This window comes from Paenibacillus terrae HPL-003 (assembly GCF_000235585.1).
Lineage (GTDB): Bacteria > Bacillota > Bacilli > Paenibacillales > Paenibacillaceae > Paenibacillus > Paenibacillus terrae_B.
Genome location: NC_016641.1, coordinates 5,230,684 through 5,245,769, shown reverse-complemented (window position 1 = coordinate 5,245,769; position 15,086 = coordinate 5,230,684). Strand labels below are relative to the sequence as shown.

13 protein-coding genes are annotated in these 15,086 nt (G+C 46.9%); 10 read left to right on the top strand and 3 right to left on the bottom strand.

The genetic code is table 11. The features are described 5' to 3' along the window. The first annotated feature begins 23 nt into the window (after positions 1–23). The 6 genes from pflA (at position 24) to HPL003_RS23300 (ending at position 7,560) form a co-directional block, all read left to right on the top strand. A complete protein-coding gene (gene pflA, locus HPL003_RS23325; protein ID WP_014282252.1) occupies positions 24–782 on the top strand; it encodes a pyruvate formate-lyase-activating protein in 759 nt (252 codons plus the stop codon). A 220-nt stretch (positions 783–1,002) separates the two neighbouring features. Beyond that, complete coding sequence (locus HPL003_RS23320) at positions 1,003–3,222, top strand: copper amine oxidase N-terminal domain-containing protein (RefSeq protein WP_014282251.1); 2,220 nt, start codon at positions 1,003–1,005, stop codon at positions 3,220–3,222. Between the two features lie 252 nt (positions 3,223–3,474). Then, on the top strand, positions 3,475–3,966 hold the full coding sequence (locus HPL003_RS23315) for a Fur family transcriptional regulator (RefSeq protein ID WP_014282250.1): 492 nt from the start codon (positions 3,475–3,477) through the stop codon (positions 3,964–3,966). Between the two features lies 1 nt (position 3,967). Beyond that, complete coding sequence (yidD, locus tag HPL003_RS23310; RefSeq protein WP_014282249.1) at positions 3,968–4,258, top strand: membrane protein insertion efficiency factor YidD; 291 nt, start codon at positions 3,968–3,970, stop codon at positions 4,256–4,258. Positions 4,259–4,675: 417 nt separating this feature from the next. Continuing rightward, positions 4,676–6,694 carry a methionine--tRNA ligase gene (gene metG, locus HPL003_RS23305; RefSeq protein WP_014282248.1) on the top strand — a complete coding sequence of 673 codons (2,019 nt, stop codon included), beginning with the start codon at positions 4,676–4,678 and terminating at the stop codon, positions 6,692–6,694. Positions 6,695–6,843: 149 nt separating this feature from the next. After that, positions 6,844–7,560 (top strand): cytochrome c biogenesis CcdA family protein, encoded by a 717-nt coding sequence (locus HPL003_RS23300; RefSeq protein WP_014282247.1) that lies wholly within the window; start codon positions 6,844–6,846, stop codon positions 7,558–7,560. Here HPL003_RS23300 and splB read toward each other — a convergent pair. Then, a complete protein-coding gene (gene splB / locus HPL003_RS23295) occupies positions 7,553–8,617 on the bottom strand; it encodes a spore photoproduct lyase (protein ID WP_014282246.1) in 1,065 nt (354 codons plus the stop codon). The two genes, HPL003_RS23300 and splB, sit on opposite strands and share 8 nt — an antisense overlap. 250 nt (positions 8,618–8,867) lie before the next feature. Here splB and mntR point away from each other — a divergent pair, with 250 nt between their 5' ends. The 3 genes from mntR to HPL003_RS23280 all read left to right on the top strand — a co-directional run bounded on the left by mntR (position 8,868) and on the right by HPL003_RS23280 (position 12,256). After that, positions 8,868–9,293: a transcriptional regulator MntR gene (mntR, locus tag HPL003_RS23290; RefSeq protein ID WP_007430946.1), complete on the top strand. Its 426-nt coding sequence runs from the start codon at positions 8,868–8,870 to the stop codon at positions 9,291–9,293. Between the two features lie 138 nt (positions 9,294–9,431). After that, positions 9,432–11,168 carry a family 10 glycosylhydrolase gene (locus HPL003_RS23285; protein ID WP_014282245.1) on the top strand — a complete coding sequence of 579 codons (1,737 nt, stop codon included), beginning with the start codon at positions 9,432–9,434 and terminating at the stop codon, positions 11,166–11,168. Between the two features lie 98 nt (positions 11,169–11,266). Then, positions 11,267–12,256, top strand: coding sequence for a patatin-like phospholipase family protein (locus HPL003_RS23280; protein ID WP_014282244.1), 990 nt, complete (start codon positions 11,267–11,269; stop codon positions 12,254–12,256). 112 nt (positions 12,257–12,368) lie between these two features. On the opposite strand, the gene HPL003_RS23275 is transcribed toward HPL003_RS23280, so the two are convergent. Further along, entirely contained in the window at positions 12,369–12,689 is a 321-nt protein-coding gene (locus tag HPL003_RS23275) for a YihY/virulence factor BrkB family protein (RefSeq protein WP_014282243.1), read from the bottom strand. 7 nt (positions 12,690–12,696) lie between these two features. Further along, positions 12,697–13,689, bottom strand: coding sequence for a DUF1385 domain-containing protein (locus tag HPL003_RS23270; RefSeq protein ID WP_014282242.1), 993 nt, complete (start codon positions 13,687–13,689; stop codon positions 12,697–12,699). An 808-nt stretch (positions 13,690–14,497) separates the two neighbouring features. On the opposite strand from HPL003_RS23270, the gene HPL003_RS23265 reads away from it, so the two are divergent. Continuing rightward, entirely contained in the window at positions 14,498–15,085 is a 588-nt protein-coding gene (locus HPL003_RS23265) for a YqhR family membrane protein (protein WP_014282241.1), read from the top strand. Position 15,086 lies beyond the last annotated feature (1 nt).

Here is a 15,086-nt window from a genome sequence, read left to right as displayed (position 1 = left end):
GGATGCGGGAAGGATGATGCAACATGTTGAAAGGTCACATACACTCATTGGAAACCTTCGGGACCGTCGATGGTCCCGGCATCCGCTTCGTGCTTTTTATGCAAGGATGCTTGTTAAAATGTCAATATTGCCACAATCCGGACACCTGGGCTTTAAATGAAGGCAATCCAATGACACTGCAGGAGGTATTGGCTGAAATTGAGCCATATTTAGCCTACTACCGTTCTTCGGGAGGCGGATTGACCGTATCTGGTGGAGAACCGACACTGCAAGCGCATTTTGTAGCAGAGCTGTTCAAAGAAGTGAAGCAACGCTGGAATTTGCACACGACGCTGGACAGTAACGGTTTTAATGACGCAGGCCGTATCCATGAACTGCTGGACGTAACGGACTTGGTATTGCTGGATATTAAGCATATTGACAATGACAAGCATATTAAGCTTACAGGCAAGTCCAATGACCGTATGCTAAGTACGGCACGCTGGTTGTCTGAACAAGGGCGCAAGATGTGGATTAGACACGTGTTTGTACCGGGTATTCATGATGATGAACAGGATCTGTTGAATTTGGGACGGTTTATCGGAACGTTGAACGGAGTCGAAAAGTTCGAAATTTTACCCTACCACCAAATGGGGGTATACAAGTGGGAAATGCTCGGCAAGGCGTATCCGCTGGAAGGGGTTCCGTCCCCTACAGATGAAGAGGTTCAACGGGCTTACCGTCTCATTGAAGAGGGCCGTCTGGAGACCGCAGGGATAAATGCCGTCGGCCGTCCGTCATAATATTGAATGGCCTTTAAAATACTTTCTGGTTATGAAGCCGCCGTCCCATCAGGTCAGATGGGCGGCGGTTTTTTGTTGTAGAATTTCTTGCAGCCACAGGAGAAAGTTCCCTTTTTTTCATGTTCAGCAAAATTCCCAGCAACTTTTGGGTAGCAGCCGCGTCTAATAGTATGACTTTTTACGGGAATGATAATAATTTGGTAATAGAAGGAGACAGAGAATGAATTTCAAGAAATGGACCATGCTCACCGCGCTTGCGGTAGCCCAGGTGGCCGCAGTAGCCCCTGTAGGAGCAGAAGCAATATCCACTGTTCAATCCACCGATTCGGTTAGCGGACAGCAGGCTCAGGCCAATGTCACAGATTCCGGCGTTCAGAATAGCATCGGGGGACAAGATAGCACTGGAACACCAAATGACACGGTGACACCTGATAACACAGGCGTATCCAATGATCCTTTGTCCGGCTTGCCGACGGATACAACCAACGGATCGAACGTATCCAATGATGTATACGGTGGAGACGGAACGATCACCAACCCTGGTGGTTCTCCAACATCCATGAGTGCAAATCAACTGATTTTGTACTTGAACAGCGCAAAAATGGAACAAAACGGACAGGTGTACACGGCCACTCAGCCGATGACAGTCAAGGACGGTGTTTCTTATGTAGCTATCCGTTCGCTGGTCAGCCGCGTCGGATTACAGTTTAGTTATGACACTGCTACCAAGGAAACCGTTATCACCCAAGGGACAAACGTGCTGCGCTTCAAGACTGACAGCAAGGTTTACACGGTTAACGGTGAAGCTAGACAAATGAAGGGGCCGGCATTCCAACAAAAGAACGTATTTATGGTGCCATTGACGTCTATTACACAGGCCTTAAATATTCCTTATACTGTAAATAATATAACAAAACAGGTTATTTTGGATTTGAATCAAAAGCCTAAAGCTTCCTTCACCGTTCAGCAAAAAGATATCTATGCGGGCGAAACCCAAGTAACGTATTTGACGAAGGAATCTTCTCCTACAGGTCTTCCGATTGTGAATCAACGTTGGGAAGGCAAGCAGGACGTATTTCAGGAGCCAGGTACATATGTAGTTACCTATTCCGTTCTTGACTCCGCAGGGAACTGGAGTGATCCATACTCAGTTACGATTACGGTAAGACCGCCGAATCAGCCGCCAGTGGCTCTGTTTACAACAGATAAAAAAGAATACAAAATGGGTGAAAAAATCACGATTACGGATTTGAGCACGGACGATGAAAATGCGATCACCAAGCGTGATTGGGTGAATAAGAAACTGGCATTTTTCGAGCCGGGTGATGTGACCATTACGCTGACCGTGACTGACAAGCATGGTGCAACAGGTACTGTAAGCGAAACGATTAAAATTACGAATGAGTTGCTGTACAACGAAGATGATTTTAACAAAATATTCACGCCTTATGGTGATAAATACAGTGTAGACGGCAGTCAGGTGCCTACGATGGCTACTATACCTTTGACCAGTACATCTTCACCACGTCTTCTGATCCGCGCCAACAGCCCGGAACGTGTATTCCAGGATGGTATTGTGTATCAGGAAATGGGATCAGGCAGCACACGTGTACTCGTCCATCATGTGAATGAAACGGGCCGAGATGTGAAAATGTACGTAATCGCGACAAACAATAATATTACTCCTGCTAATATGAACGTCGAAAATTCCGGTTTTGCCGGACCATCTGAATATGCAACCGCTGCGGGTAAAGTTTCGATCCAACGGTATTTTCAATCCATGCAGGATGGAAGCAAACGTTCCAGCATAGTCCTGAATCCGGGCGAAAGCCGCGTTATTTTACAGGATTTGAGCGCGCAAAAAATTAAGCAAAAACAGGTTATTTCTCTCTTGTCTGACCTGTATACAGATCAACCGATCCAATACACAGTTATTGTGCTAGATGCAAATGTAGATCCACTGACCGTAATGCCTACCTTGGCAAAACTGCCGAAGGATGGCATTCATAACCGCGGAACATACGCTAATTCCGATATCTCGCTTGAATATACAGAAGAGGTTGGTAAAACAGCTCAGCGTATCGTTCTTGGCGACAATAAAGTAGACCCAAACCTGCTTGGTTCAGACGGTCTGGACGGCTCTTCTTCCTCCAATGCTGGTAATTTTGGTGTTGTGTATAAGGTTAAACTGGATCGCGTAGCGCCGTATTCCCTGATTGCATTTAACCCGCGTGGTGGTGAATACTCTGGCTATGCTATGGTGAACAATCAGGTCGTGGGTATCCCGACGAACGGCTCCGTATGGGCTCCGAATGAGATGAGTGTACTGTATCGTACAGGTCATATCGAGGAAAGTGTAGAGATGTATTTCACTGCGGCGGCGGGTAGTAACTTGCCAGTTTCCGTGGTAGTTATGCCATTGCCAGCTATTAAAAATTAATATGAATATCCGGTTTTGTTTATCGGCTTAGACCGAAAGGGTCTCATCATTCACCGTTTAAAGTCAGATCACTTACAGAATAAAGGCGTTCTCCTGCTGCGGATTTGGTTCCAGCACAGGAGAACGTCTTTTTCTTTATCAAGAGCGCGAATATCTCTTATAACTTTGACTTTAATCGTGGTATAATAAGTAGATGCAAGCCTAAGCCTGCATCAGATAACCTGAAACTACAGACAGGGGAGGGTGAAACGCATGCTGACAAAGGATGAGATTATCGCAACAATGTCCACTCAGGGGCTGCGTATTACGGATCAGCGCAAGACGCTGGCCACGTTATTTTCCGAGAATGAAGGGTATCTGTCCCCAAAAGACGTTTATGAATATATGGGTAAAAAATATAGCGGACTCAGCTTTGACACCGTTTACCGTAATTTGCGTGTGATGCAGGAATTGGGTGTGCTGGAGCAGGTATCTTTTGAGGATGGGATGAAGTTCAAGGTGAGCTGTAATGAGCATCATCACCACCATCATATGATTTGCCTGAGCTGTCAGAAAACATTACCGATCTCTTTCTGCCCGATGCAGATGACAGATACGACAGATCAGTTCCAAATCGTTGAACACAAGTTTGAGATTTTCGGTTATTGCAAGGAATGCCAGAAGAAGAACGGGCAAGCAGAGCCCAATTCTAATGGGGGATACAAGCAGGCGAGCGGTCACACTCACAGCCACGGAGGCTACTGAAATGAAGATTACCACACGCAGAGTGGTTCAAGCTCCGATTAAGTTATATCGATCCTATATTTCACCGTTAAAGCCACCAACCTGCCGCTTCTATCCGACGTGTTCACAATACGCACTTGAGGCGGTGGAGCTGCATGGTGCGCTCAAAGGTTCCTGGCTGGCCGCCAAACGTATAGCGAAGTGCCATCCCTTTCATCCGGGCGGTGTAGACCTGGTGCCCCCTGCTAAAAAGAGGGTGATTAGATCTGATGAAGATCGTTTTGCTGATCGTACCGGGAAGGGCTTGACTTGACATCGCTATGCGGGTTTGGTTATATTTTGGATAATAATGTTTTCCTGCGAAGGGATGAGTAGGGTCAGCCGTCCAGTACAGAGAGCCGGGGTTAGCTGCGAACCGGTCTGGAACGAAGCCTGAATATGGTCCTGGAGGAACCTTTATCGAGCGAGTTTGCCACCAGTTCAATGTTACAGGGCGGCGACCGTAAGGGAAAGGCGTGATCCAGCGTTAATGGGCGGTCAGAAGTGACCGGTGAAGCCTGTAGTCTGCGAGGATACGGGAAATTTGGGTGGTAACGCGTGAGGTGACTCTCGTCCCATAGGGGCGGGGGTTTTTTTGTGCCCAATTGGTGTGAAAAACATGAATTGGAATACTGAATTCAAGGGAGCATGCCTTATTTTGCTGCCGTGAACAAAACAGGAGGCAATACACATGTCCAATGAGAAAACATTTTACATTACGACACCGATTTATTATCCAAGCGACAAGCTACATATCGGTCATGCGTACACTACGGTAGCCGGAGATGCAATGGCTCGCTATAAGCGGCTGCGTGGCTACGAGGTGCGCTATTTGACAGGAACGGATGAGCATGGTCAAAAGATTGAGCAGAAGGCGAGTGCGGCTGGCAAAACACCACAACATTTCGTTGATGATATTGTGGCAGGGATTCAGGATTTATGGCGGAAGCTCGACATTTCCAATGACGATTTTATTCGCACAACGGAAGAACGTCACAAGAACGTTGTACAGGAAATTTTTGATCGTTTGCTCAAGCAAGGAGACATTTACAAGGGTGAATACGAAGGCTGGTACAGCATTCCTGACGAAACCTATTACACGGAGACCCAACTGGTTGACGTGGTGAAGGACGCAGAAGGAAATGTGGCTGGAGGTAAAAGCCCGGACAGTGGGCACCCTGTAGAACTGGTCAAGGAAGAGTGTTACTTTTTCCGTATGAGCAAGTATGCTGATCGTTTACTGAAATTTTATGAGGAGAACCCGCAGTTTATCCAGCCGGAATCCCGTAAAAAAGAGATGATTAACAATTTTATCAAGCCGGGTCTGGAGGATTTGGCAGTATCCCGTACAACCTTTGACTGGGGTGTTAAGGTGAAGGGGGATCCGAAGCATGTCGTATACGTGTGGATTGATGCGCTCTCCAACTATATTACAGCGCTGGGCTATGGTTCCTCCAATACCAAACTGTACGACAAATTTTGGCCTGCAAATGTGCATATCGTAGGGAAGGAAATTGTACGGTTCCATACGATATATTGGCCGATCATGCTGATGGCGCTGGATCTCCCGTTGCCTAAGAAAGTATTTGCACATGGCTGGCTGCTCATGAAGGACGGTAAAATGTCCAAATCCAAAGGTAACGTCGTTGACCCTGTAACGCTAATTGACCGCTATGGTCTGGATCAACTTCGGTATTACTTGTTGCGCGAGGTGCCATTCGGCGCGGATGGAACCTTTACCCCAGAAAGCTTCGTTGATCGGGTCAATTCTGATTTGGCGAATGATCTGGGCAATTTGTTGAACCGCACTGTAGCGATGGTAGACAAATATTTTGAAGGTAAGGTTCCAGCTTATGAAGCGAATGTAACAGCATTCGACGGGGCTTTGGAGGAAATGGCCACAGCGACTTACAGTAAAGTAGAAGAAGCGATGGAAAACATGGAGTTTTCCGTGGCGCTCACGGTGATCAGTCAATTTATTAGCCGCAGCAACAAGTATATTGACGAAACACAACCATGGAACCTGGCCAAGGATGAGGATAAACGTTGTGAGCTGGCATCTGTTATGGTGCATTTGGTAGAAAGCTTGCGCATCGCGTCCATTTTGCTCCAACCGTTCTTGACCCGCGCTCCGTATAAAATTTGGGATCAGCTGGGCGTCAAGGAAGGTGAATTGACGACATGGGATAGCGGTAAGCAGTTTGGTCGTATTCCGGAAGGAACGCAACTGATCAAAGGCAATCCTATCTTCCCACGTCTGGATTCAGAGCAAGAGGTTGCCTTCATCGTGGAAGCGATGACGGGGGGCAAGAAGCCGGAGGAAGCTACCGCGCAGGTTCAACCGCAGAATGCGACTGAGGCGGGCCAGGAAGCCCCAGAGGCGAAGGAAGAGATTGGTATTGAGGACTTTGCCAAGGTAGAACTGCGCGTCGCTCAGGTTATCGCCTGTGAGCCTGTGAAGAAGGCCGATAAGCTGTTGAAGCTCCAACTTGATCTTGGCTATGAGCAGCGTCAGGTGGTATCGGGCATTGCCAAGTTTTACACGCCGGAGGATATGGTTGGACGCAAGGTGATTTGTGTGACCAATCTTAAGCCTGTGAAACTGCGTGGGGAGCTATCACAAGGGATGATTTTGGCAGCATCGCACGGAGATCAGCTTACGCTGGCTACAGTACCGGAAAGCATGCCTAACGGCGCGATCGTAAAATAAATAAAACATGTAATAAGCGTATGTCTTTCGGCTTTCATGCCAGGGCATACGCTTTTTGGTTACGACATATTTTGCTGTGTCCTCACGTATGTTTTAGTAATAGAGCTTGTTTGCTCGCGTTTATTTAAGACAGGCGGGAGGAAATGATGATGACGGATGTTAACGCCGGGTTGGCGATCACAGCAGGGCTGGTTTCTTTTTTTTCACCTTGCTGTTTGCCGCTGTTTCCCTCTTATTTATCTTATATGACTGGGATGTCGGCACGTGAACTGGCCGAAGGACGGCATAAGGCTGAGGTACGTTACCGTACGATGGGACATACCCTTGCTTTTGTACTGGGCTTTTCCGTAGTGTTTTATTCCTTGGGTGCAAGTGTAGGGCTGCTGGGAGAATGGTTTGGCAATTATGGGGATACGCTAAGAGTGGTTGCGGGGATATTGATCTTGGTGATGGGGCTGGTATCTCTTGGCGTGGTACGTCCTTTGATTTTGATGCGGGAGCATAAGCTTCGCTGGACATGGAAGCCTGCCGGTTACGCCGGTTCCTTTGTGATTGGAATTGGATTTGCGGCAGGCTGGTCTCCCTGTATCGGTCCCATGCTGACAGCTATTATCGCTTTGGCAGCAGTAGAGCATCATACCTGGTTTAAGCTGGTCACAGGCTACGCGCTTGGTTTTGCGATTCCATTTTTTGCATTGGCTTTACTGGCTGGCTCTGTTCGTCTATCCTCGCGTTACACATCAATTATCGTCAAAACAGGCGGTATACTGCTGATCATCACCGGGATTTTGCTAGTAACGGATCATATGACGGATGTAACGCTGTTTTTACAACGGATTACGCCGGATTGGATGCTGGTTATGTGAAATATTCAATACGACTTAATGGAAAATGTTCAAAAATGCGCTCGGTGATAAATTCTCGCAGGGCGTTTTGCTGTTCATCAGGGTAAACGTATTTGTTTTGTCCCCAGCGACCCCATTTTTTCTTGCGTTTCTCTATGTCCATTTCCAGCTTGGTTTTTGGATAACGCTTCTCGATCACAGCCTTGGACGTTTTGGTAAAACGGTGCTGAATCAATTCGAACGTCAGATCTTTTGTGGCATCCTGAGGCAAGGTTTCACCCAATTTGCGCAAAAGCTCGCCATATCCTTCTTCCCAGCCGTCATACCAGATGATTGGAGCGATAATAAAACCTAGTGGATAACCGGCTCGGGCGATTTTGCCCGCTGCTTCAATGCGTTCCTCGAAGCGCGAAGTCGCAGGCTCGAACTGTTTAATAATATAATCCGAATTAATGCTAAACCGGATGCGGGTATGTCCATTATGCTTAATATCCAGCAGCGGATCGACATGATGATATTTGGTAACAAAACGCAGGCGACCCCATTCTTCGTCTGCCATAAAACGAATCAATTCTCCGAGCGATCCGGTGATATGTTCCAAACCAACCGGATCAGAGGTACAGGCTGCTTCAAAACGAGTTATTTCGGGTGCACGTTCCTCGATGTAGCCTTTAGCTGCCGATAAGATATCATTGGTATTGACATAGACACGTATATACGGCTTTGCCCCTAATGTCGTTTGCAAATAACAATAGTGGCAGTGTCCCATACATCCGGTCGAAATGGGAATGGCATATTCAGCAGAGGGCTTGGACTGGTCGAAGGTTAGTGTTTTGCGAATACCGACGACCAGCGTTTTTTTCGCCATTCGATACTTTTCAACTTCGGTTTCGCCCGGTAAATTGGTAATACGGTTATGAGATGTGGTCATACGATACGGAATATCTTTAGCTTTGACCCAATCCATAATACGCTGACCCTTGGGATAATTAAGTGCGTCTGGTTCGAAAAATACGAGATCAGGCATGAACGGTTTGGTTCCTTTGGTTTTGACAGGAGTACGCTCAAGCGTGGACATGGGTAACGCTCCTTTCAGGAATAAATCTCCAGCAGCTTGGGTGTCTCAACTCTAACTCATGCTATAGGGAGAACGATACAGAGACGCTATTAGTGTACCCTGCTTAAATTGAACAAATCGTGGCAATAGCTGTGAGCAGGGGGATGAGACTTGCCAATAGGCAATGATAACATGTATCATTACATATGTAGGTTCAACGCGGGAAATGAAGGCGGTAGCGCCCGTTCAATAACAGAAAAGAGGGAAACAAGTGCCAACGCCAAGCATGGAAGATTATTTGGAGCGCATTTACCAGCTGATTGATGAGAAGGGATACGCCCGTGTCTCGGATATCGCAGAGGGTCTGGAGGTCCATCCTTCGTCCGTTACCAAGATGATCCAGAAGCTGGATAAGGACGACTATCTCGTATATGAGAAATATCGGGGATTAATTTTAACACCCAAAGGGAAAAAGGTCGGCAAACGGCTGGTTGATCGCCACCAGTTACTAGAGCAATTTCTGGATATGATTGGGGTCGACAAGGACCTGATCTATAAAGATGTGGAAGGTATTGAGCACCATTTAAGCTGGGATTCCATCACCCGCATTGAGACATTGGTCGAGTATTTCCGCCGGGATGAAGATCGTCTGCGCCAGCTTCACGATATACACAAGGAATTGAGTGGTGATTCCTGACAGGCATCGTCCGTAAGGACAGATGCTTTTTTATTTGTCCCTACCGCAACAAATACCCGGGTATTAGCGTCTATCCATTATATAGCAGGACAAGACAGGGGTTAAAAATTAACGGGGTTAGCGGAGGATTGTAATCATATGAATTGGAAGAAAACATGGGCACTGGCTGCGGGTTTACTGCTGGCGGTGCAGACGGCAGTTGTGCCTGGAGCGCAAGCGGCTCCAAACGAAGAGATTGAAATTATATTGGATGGGCAACCGCTGCAAAGTGATGCGTCGCCGTACATTGTACAGGGAGTCAACGTAACGATGGTACCCTTGCGGGTGATTAGTGAGGGATTAGGCGCTCAAGTCAACTGGTCATCTTCGTCCGGTACGGTAACCATTACAGCACAAGACAAGAACATTTCTATGGAAAACGGCGGACAGAGTGCTATGGTGAATGGCAAGTCAGTTCGATTAGACGCATCTGCGCGTATGACGAGCGGAAGAGTCATGGTGCCACTGCGTTTTGTTGGGGAAGAGTTGGGTTTAAAAGTGGACTGGCAAGCTTCAGAGCGAGTCATTACGTTAAGTAGTGGTAAAGAAGGTGCCTCCACAGGCGGAACAACATCTTCCGGTGGCGGTTCCAGCTCCAATACGACCACGTCTAACAATCCGGGAAGTGTAGATACGAATCAGGGAATCAATGATGAGGAGCAGACGAGTGTCACTTCCCCGTCTACATCAACCAATGAGAGCAGCTCCAATTCTTCGCAGGGAAATGTCGTGCAAGTGAAAGCTTCGACTTCCATGCGTGGGGCTTGGATTTCTACAATTAACGGGGATTGGCCTTCTTCGGCCGCCCGAAGCAGCACCGAGAAGCAAAAGCAGGAATTTACCAAAATGCTTGATGATTTGCAGGGTATGGGTATTAATGCGGTTTTTGTTCAGGTCCGGGCCAGCGGTGATGCACTGTATCCGTCCAATCTCGTGCCATGGAGCAAGTACCTGACGAACACCCAGGGTAAAAATCCGGGCTATGATCCATTGAAATTTATGATTAGCGAATCACACAAGCGGGGGATGGAGTTTCATGCCTGGTTTAACCCTTTCCGCGCCAATTCTACAGGAACCACTAGCGGTTTAGCTGCAAACCATGTGGCTAACCAACATCCGGATTGGATCGTTAAGAATGGCAGCCAGCTTTACATCAATCCGGGTATTCCCGCCGCTCGCCAGCATGTCATTGCTGCGATTATGGAGGTTGTGGACGAATATGATATTGACGGCGTTCATTTGGATGACTATTTTTATCCATACAGCGGTACTTTTGATGATGATGCGACCTTTAAAGCGTATAACGCCAATAAAATTTCTAACAAGGGCGACTGGCGGAGAGATAATGTGAACAGCTTTGTCCGTGATTTGGGCAAAAGCATTCATGCAAGCAAGTCTAAAGTGCAATTCGGTATTAGTCCTTTTGGAGTGTGGCGCAACAAGTCTCAGGACTTAACCGGATCAGATACGAAGGCAGGCGTTACAGCGTATGATACGACATTTGCCGATGTACGTACCTGGATTAATAAAGGCTGGATTGATTATGTAGCTCCGCAGATTTATTGGAGTATCGGTTTCCCGGCCGCTGGCTATGACAAGCTTGTGGCATGGTGGTCCAATGAGGTCAAAAACTCAGATGTTAAGCTTTACATCGGACATTCTCCTTATAAAATCGGCACTCCTGAAAAGGGCTGGCAATCTGCCGAAGAGCTGATTAAGCAACTCAAGCTGAACGAAAATTATAACCAGATCAAAGGGGACATTTATTTTAGTGCCCAGCATTTACGGAAAAATCCGTACGGACTCATTCAGCTTCTTCAAAATTATTATCAATAATTATGTAAAATGGATCATATAGGTTCTAAATAAGCCTCCGTTCTCATACATAAGCAGTAGTACTGCTTACTCCCAAGAGAACGGAGGTTTTTTGATCTATGCTGATCAATGCTGTGTTCCAGGGTGGAGGGGTTAAGGGTATATCGCTGGCGGGTGCAGTCAAGGCTGCGGAGGAGCATGAAATTGTATTCAACCGCGTAGCGGGTACATCATCAGGTGCTATTGTAGCTGCTTTATTGGCAGCAGGATATTCGGCAGATGAAATGAAAGCCGTGATCGAGAAAACCCCCTTGGTCAGCTTGTTACGGCGTTCTCCGGTGTTTAACATCAAATGGGTTGGACCGGCAGCTCGTATTTTTCTTAAAAAAGGACTGTACTCCGGAGAAGCATTGGAGCATTGGGTGCGGGAACTGTTGCTTGCCAAGGGAGTGCGTACGTTCGCGGATCTGCCTCCCGGCAAGCTGCGCATTATTGCTTCAGACATAACGAACGGACGCATACTGGTGCTTCCCGAGGATATCAAACGTTTCGGTATGAATACATCTTCACTGGAGGTGGCCAAGGCCATTCGGATGAGCACGAGCATCCCATATTTTTTTGACCCCGTTATGCTAAGACTTGATCCTTTGCACACGAAAGGGAAAAAATTCTCACAGCAATTTGTGTTTGTCGTCGATGGGGCATTGCTGAGTAATCTGCCTTTATGGCTTTTTGATGAGCCTGTAATCGAGCGAAAGGCCAAAACAATTCCAACAGTAGGCTTTCAGATGGTGGGCAAAACGGGAACCGAAACGAAGGTTTCATATATACGAGGGCCGTTGACGATGCTGCAAGCTATTTTTGATACGATGCTATCAGCGCATGATGAGCGTTATATTGAGCAGGAGAACCGATATCGGACGATTAAAATCCCGACGTTGGGCATTCGCACAGCACAGTTCAACATTTCTCCTGAGCAAAGCAATTTGCTATATGATTCTGGTGTGCAGGCAGGAGACGCATTTTTCCACAAATGGAGCATCACTTCTTACCAACAGCAGTATAGCAAGTATCAATTAATGAAGGATACGATGTATGCCATGAAATAATGACTTGCTAGTTGAAGCTGGAATCAAGAGGTTAAAAAAAGGAGCCATTTCCCGGTCATTTTTCATTACGCGGGTGATGGCTCCTTTGTGTATCATGTTAGAGTGTGATCGACTAATGATACTTAGGTTGTTCTTCTTCGTTTTTGCCCTTAGAACCTTCAATAACATGAAAAGGATACGCTTTGCGCTTGCCTGAAGTCTGCTGCTTGCGTGTGTTGGCTGTTTTGGTCATAGTACGTGCAGAGGGTTTAATCTTGGGAGTACGGGTGCGTCGTCCTGGCAGGTATTTATACAGCAGGAATATAACTGCAAAAACAAGGACAGGAATTAATAAACTCATAAGAAAGCCCCAGCTTCCTCTCCATACCATATCCACAATCCCATATGCGCCCAAGGCAAGGGTAAGCCAGAAAATAACCGCATGTCTGTTCATCTTTCACTCATCCTTTCACAGGATCAAGGACCGAGCTGTTGAAGGTCTCCTTTGCAGGTACATTTTCCAACTCGGCATCCAATTCCAGCATACGCTTGAATGAAGCAATGGATACCTCTACTTGATCATCGGTCGGTTCTTTGGTGGTAAGTAGTTGCAGCCACAGGCCGGGGTATCCCAAATAACGGAGTACCGGAATCTCCCGCAGGGCATTGGTTAGCTTGAGGAATTCAAAAGAAAGCCCCAGCACGATTGGAAGCAGCAAAAGCCGCTGTCCCATACGCTCCCACAGATTATCATACGTAAACAGGGAATAGACGAGTACCCCGATGATCACCGTGAGCATGATAAAGCTGCTACCGCAGCGGTAATGCAGACGACTGTATTTTTGCACATTAGCAGGAGTTAGTTCTTCACCTGCTTCATATGCGGTAATCACCTTATGTTCCGCTCCGTGATACTGGAACAGTCGTTTGATCAACGGAGTTTGGGAAATGCCCCATAAATAACCTAGTAGCAGAATCAGCTTAATAGCCCCTTCCGCGAGGTTATGCAGAATCTGGTTGTGAAATAAATTTCCGAACAGGAAGTTTTCCACGATAACCGGAACGAGGGTCAACACAATCTTGCCAAACAGGAAAGATAAAATGCCGACCGCCGCTACACCGATCATCATACTCAGGCTCCAGCGGGATTCTTCTTTTTTCTTTTGCTCAGCGCGTTCTTCCGGGTCCACTTCATCATCAGCATACGCATCGGCTGAATAGTTCAAATGCTTTGTACCCTTGGCGCTGGAGTCGATGATGCTTACAATTCCCCGCAACAACGGAATTCTGCGAAATTTGGACACCCAGGATTGCTCTTTGCGCGGTACTTCCAAATATGTGATTTCGCCAGTTTTGCGGCGAACTGCCGTGACATTGACACGCTTGCCGCCGAACATGACACCTTCAATGACTGCCTGACCACCGTAGCTTACAGGCTTGGATGCTTGTGACAACCGTCTCACCTCTCTTTACACGTGCTTTTTTGTATATTGTATCGAATTTGGAAGGGAATATCTAGTTGGGGGAAAATGAGAGGTGGTATTTAGGCCGCTTCAAGCAGTGAAGGAGGTCGCTCCAAGCTCGGATCATCCTTCCGATCGCTGTTATCCTCGGATTTTTTTAGGATTAGATAAAAGATGTAAAGGTAAAAATCCGAGGATAAAGGCGAACGCTAACGCTTCTTTAGGACGATTCCGAGCTTTCCGCTACCACCCACCTCTCGATTTGCCTTGGTTGGGGGAGGGGAAGTTGGATTTCAAATGCTAAAAAGGCGTGTTGTGCTTTTGCTTCTATTTTCCAAATTATATTTTCAGAGCTTTTGAATTATTCAATATTAGCGTAAATACGTTTCTTTCCTAATGTTCGTTAGATGTTGAACAGCAAAAAAGTGGCACAATCACAAAAAGTAGCGAAGAGGACGGAATCGTTCTGAAGAAGGGGCAGCGTTCGCCTTTGCCTCCAGATTCCTACCCTTGAGGGTATAAATCAGAAATCTGGAGGCAACAGCGATCGGAAGAATGATCCGTTCTCGTAGCGGACACATATGCACACATAATGAGTCACCACCCCAGCAGCACTTCCAGCACTTCCCCATATGTAAAAACCACTCATCAAGTTCCGTGTTAAACTAACCTCCATCGGAGCATACTACCAGCAAAATGATACACGAATCCATCGGAAATGCAGCCTTCTTCATGTGCCAATAAAAGTCATCCTTTTAGCATGGAAAAAGTTTTGCATCTTGAAAGGGGATCAAACAACATGAGTGAAACCTACTCCATACCCAAGGCAGGCCATGATCAGGAGCAAACTCGCGAATCTCAGGATCAACGCGACCATAACAATAATAACAGCCGTAGAGGCAGGCAGCAGTCGGGCAAAATACATACGCCTCTTATTCCTTTTGCACTCGAACTGGGCTTTTTTGCGGGCTTGCTCTGGGGATTGCTGCGCTGGTTGTTTTATACATTGCATTTTACGGTAGTCGCACCGGGGTTTTTGGCAGAGCCTTTTTTCAAGCATTCGTTCATGAAAACGACGGCGGGGCATCTGGTGGGTTTACTGTTTTTTATGGCATTATCAGTTGTAGCATCACTGGTGTACACATTGATGTTTCGTAGATATAAGGGACCTTTGCCTGGCATCGTTTACGGTCTGGTCTGGTGGCTTATTTTATTCGTGTTGACAGGTCCCAAGCTTGGGATGATGAATCCGCTTCATCGTTTGACCTGGAATTCCATATATACGGAAATTTGTGTGTTTATACTGTGGGGGCTATTTATCGGATATACCGTTGCTGTTGAGTATACGGACGAGAGAAAACGCGAGCCTGAGAAAGCTGGGGACTGAG

What these genes read in the sequence shown, in the direction of transcription:
- pflA (WP_014282252.1), top strand. Translation starts at nt 24, where the DNA reads ATGTTGAAAGGTCACATACACTCATTGGAAACCTTCGGGACCGTCGAT.
- HPL003_RS23320 (WP_014282251.1), top strand. Translation starts at nt 1,003, where the DNA reads ATGAATTTCAAGAAATGGACCATGCTCACCGCGCTTGCGGTAGCCCAG.
- HPL003_RS23315 (WP_014282250.1), top strand. Translation starts at nt 3,475, where the DNA reads ATGCTGACAAAGGATGAGATTATCGCAACAATGTCCACTCAGGGGCTG.
- yidD (WP_014282249.1), top strand. Translation starts at nt 3,968, where the DNA reads ATGAAGATTACCACACGCAGAGTGGTTCAAGCTCCGATTAAGTTATAT.
- metG (WP_014282248.1), top strand. Translation starts at nt 4,676, where the DNA reads ATGTCCAATGAGAAAACATTTTACATTACGACACCGATTTATTATCCA.
- HPL003_RS23300 (WP_014282247.1), top strand. Translation starts at nt 6,844, where the DNA reads ATGACGGATGTTAACGCCGGGTTGGCGATCACAGCAGGGCTGGTTTCT.
- splB (WP_014282246.1), bottom strand. Translation starts at nt 8,617, where the DNA reads ATGTCCACGCTTGAGCGTACTCCTGTCAAAACCAAAGGAACCAAACCG.
- HPL003_RS23285 (WP_014282245.1), top strand. Translation starts at nt 9,432, where the DNA reads ATGAATTGGAAGAAAACATGGGCACTGGCTGCGGGTTTACTGCTGGCG.
- HPL003_RS23280 (WP_014282244.1), top strand. Translation starts at nt 11,267, where the DNA reads ATGCTGATCAATGCTGTGTTCCAGGGTGGAGGGGTTAAGGGTATATCG.
- HPL003_RS23275 (WP_014282243.1), bottom strand. Translation starts at nt 12,689, where the DNA reads ATGAACAGACATGCGGTTATTTTCTGGCTTACCCTTGCCTTGGGCGCA.
- HPL003_RS23265 (WP_014282241.1), top strand. Translation starts at nt 14,498, where the DNA reads ATGAGTGAAACCTACTCCATACCCAAGGCAGGCCATGATCAGGAGCAA.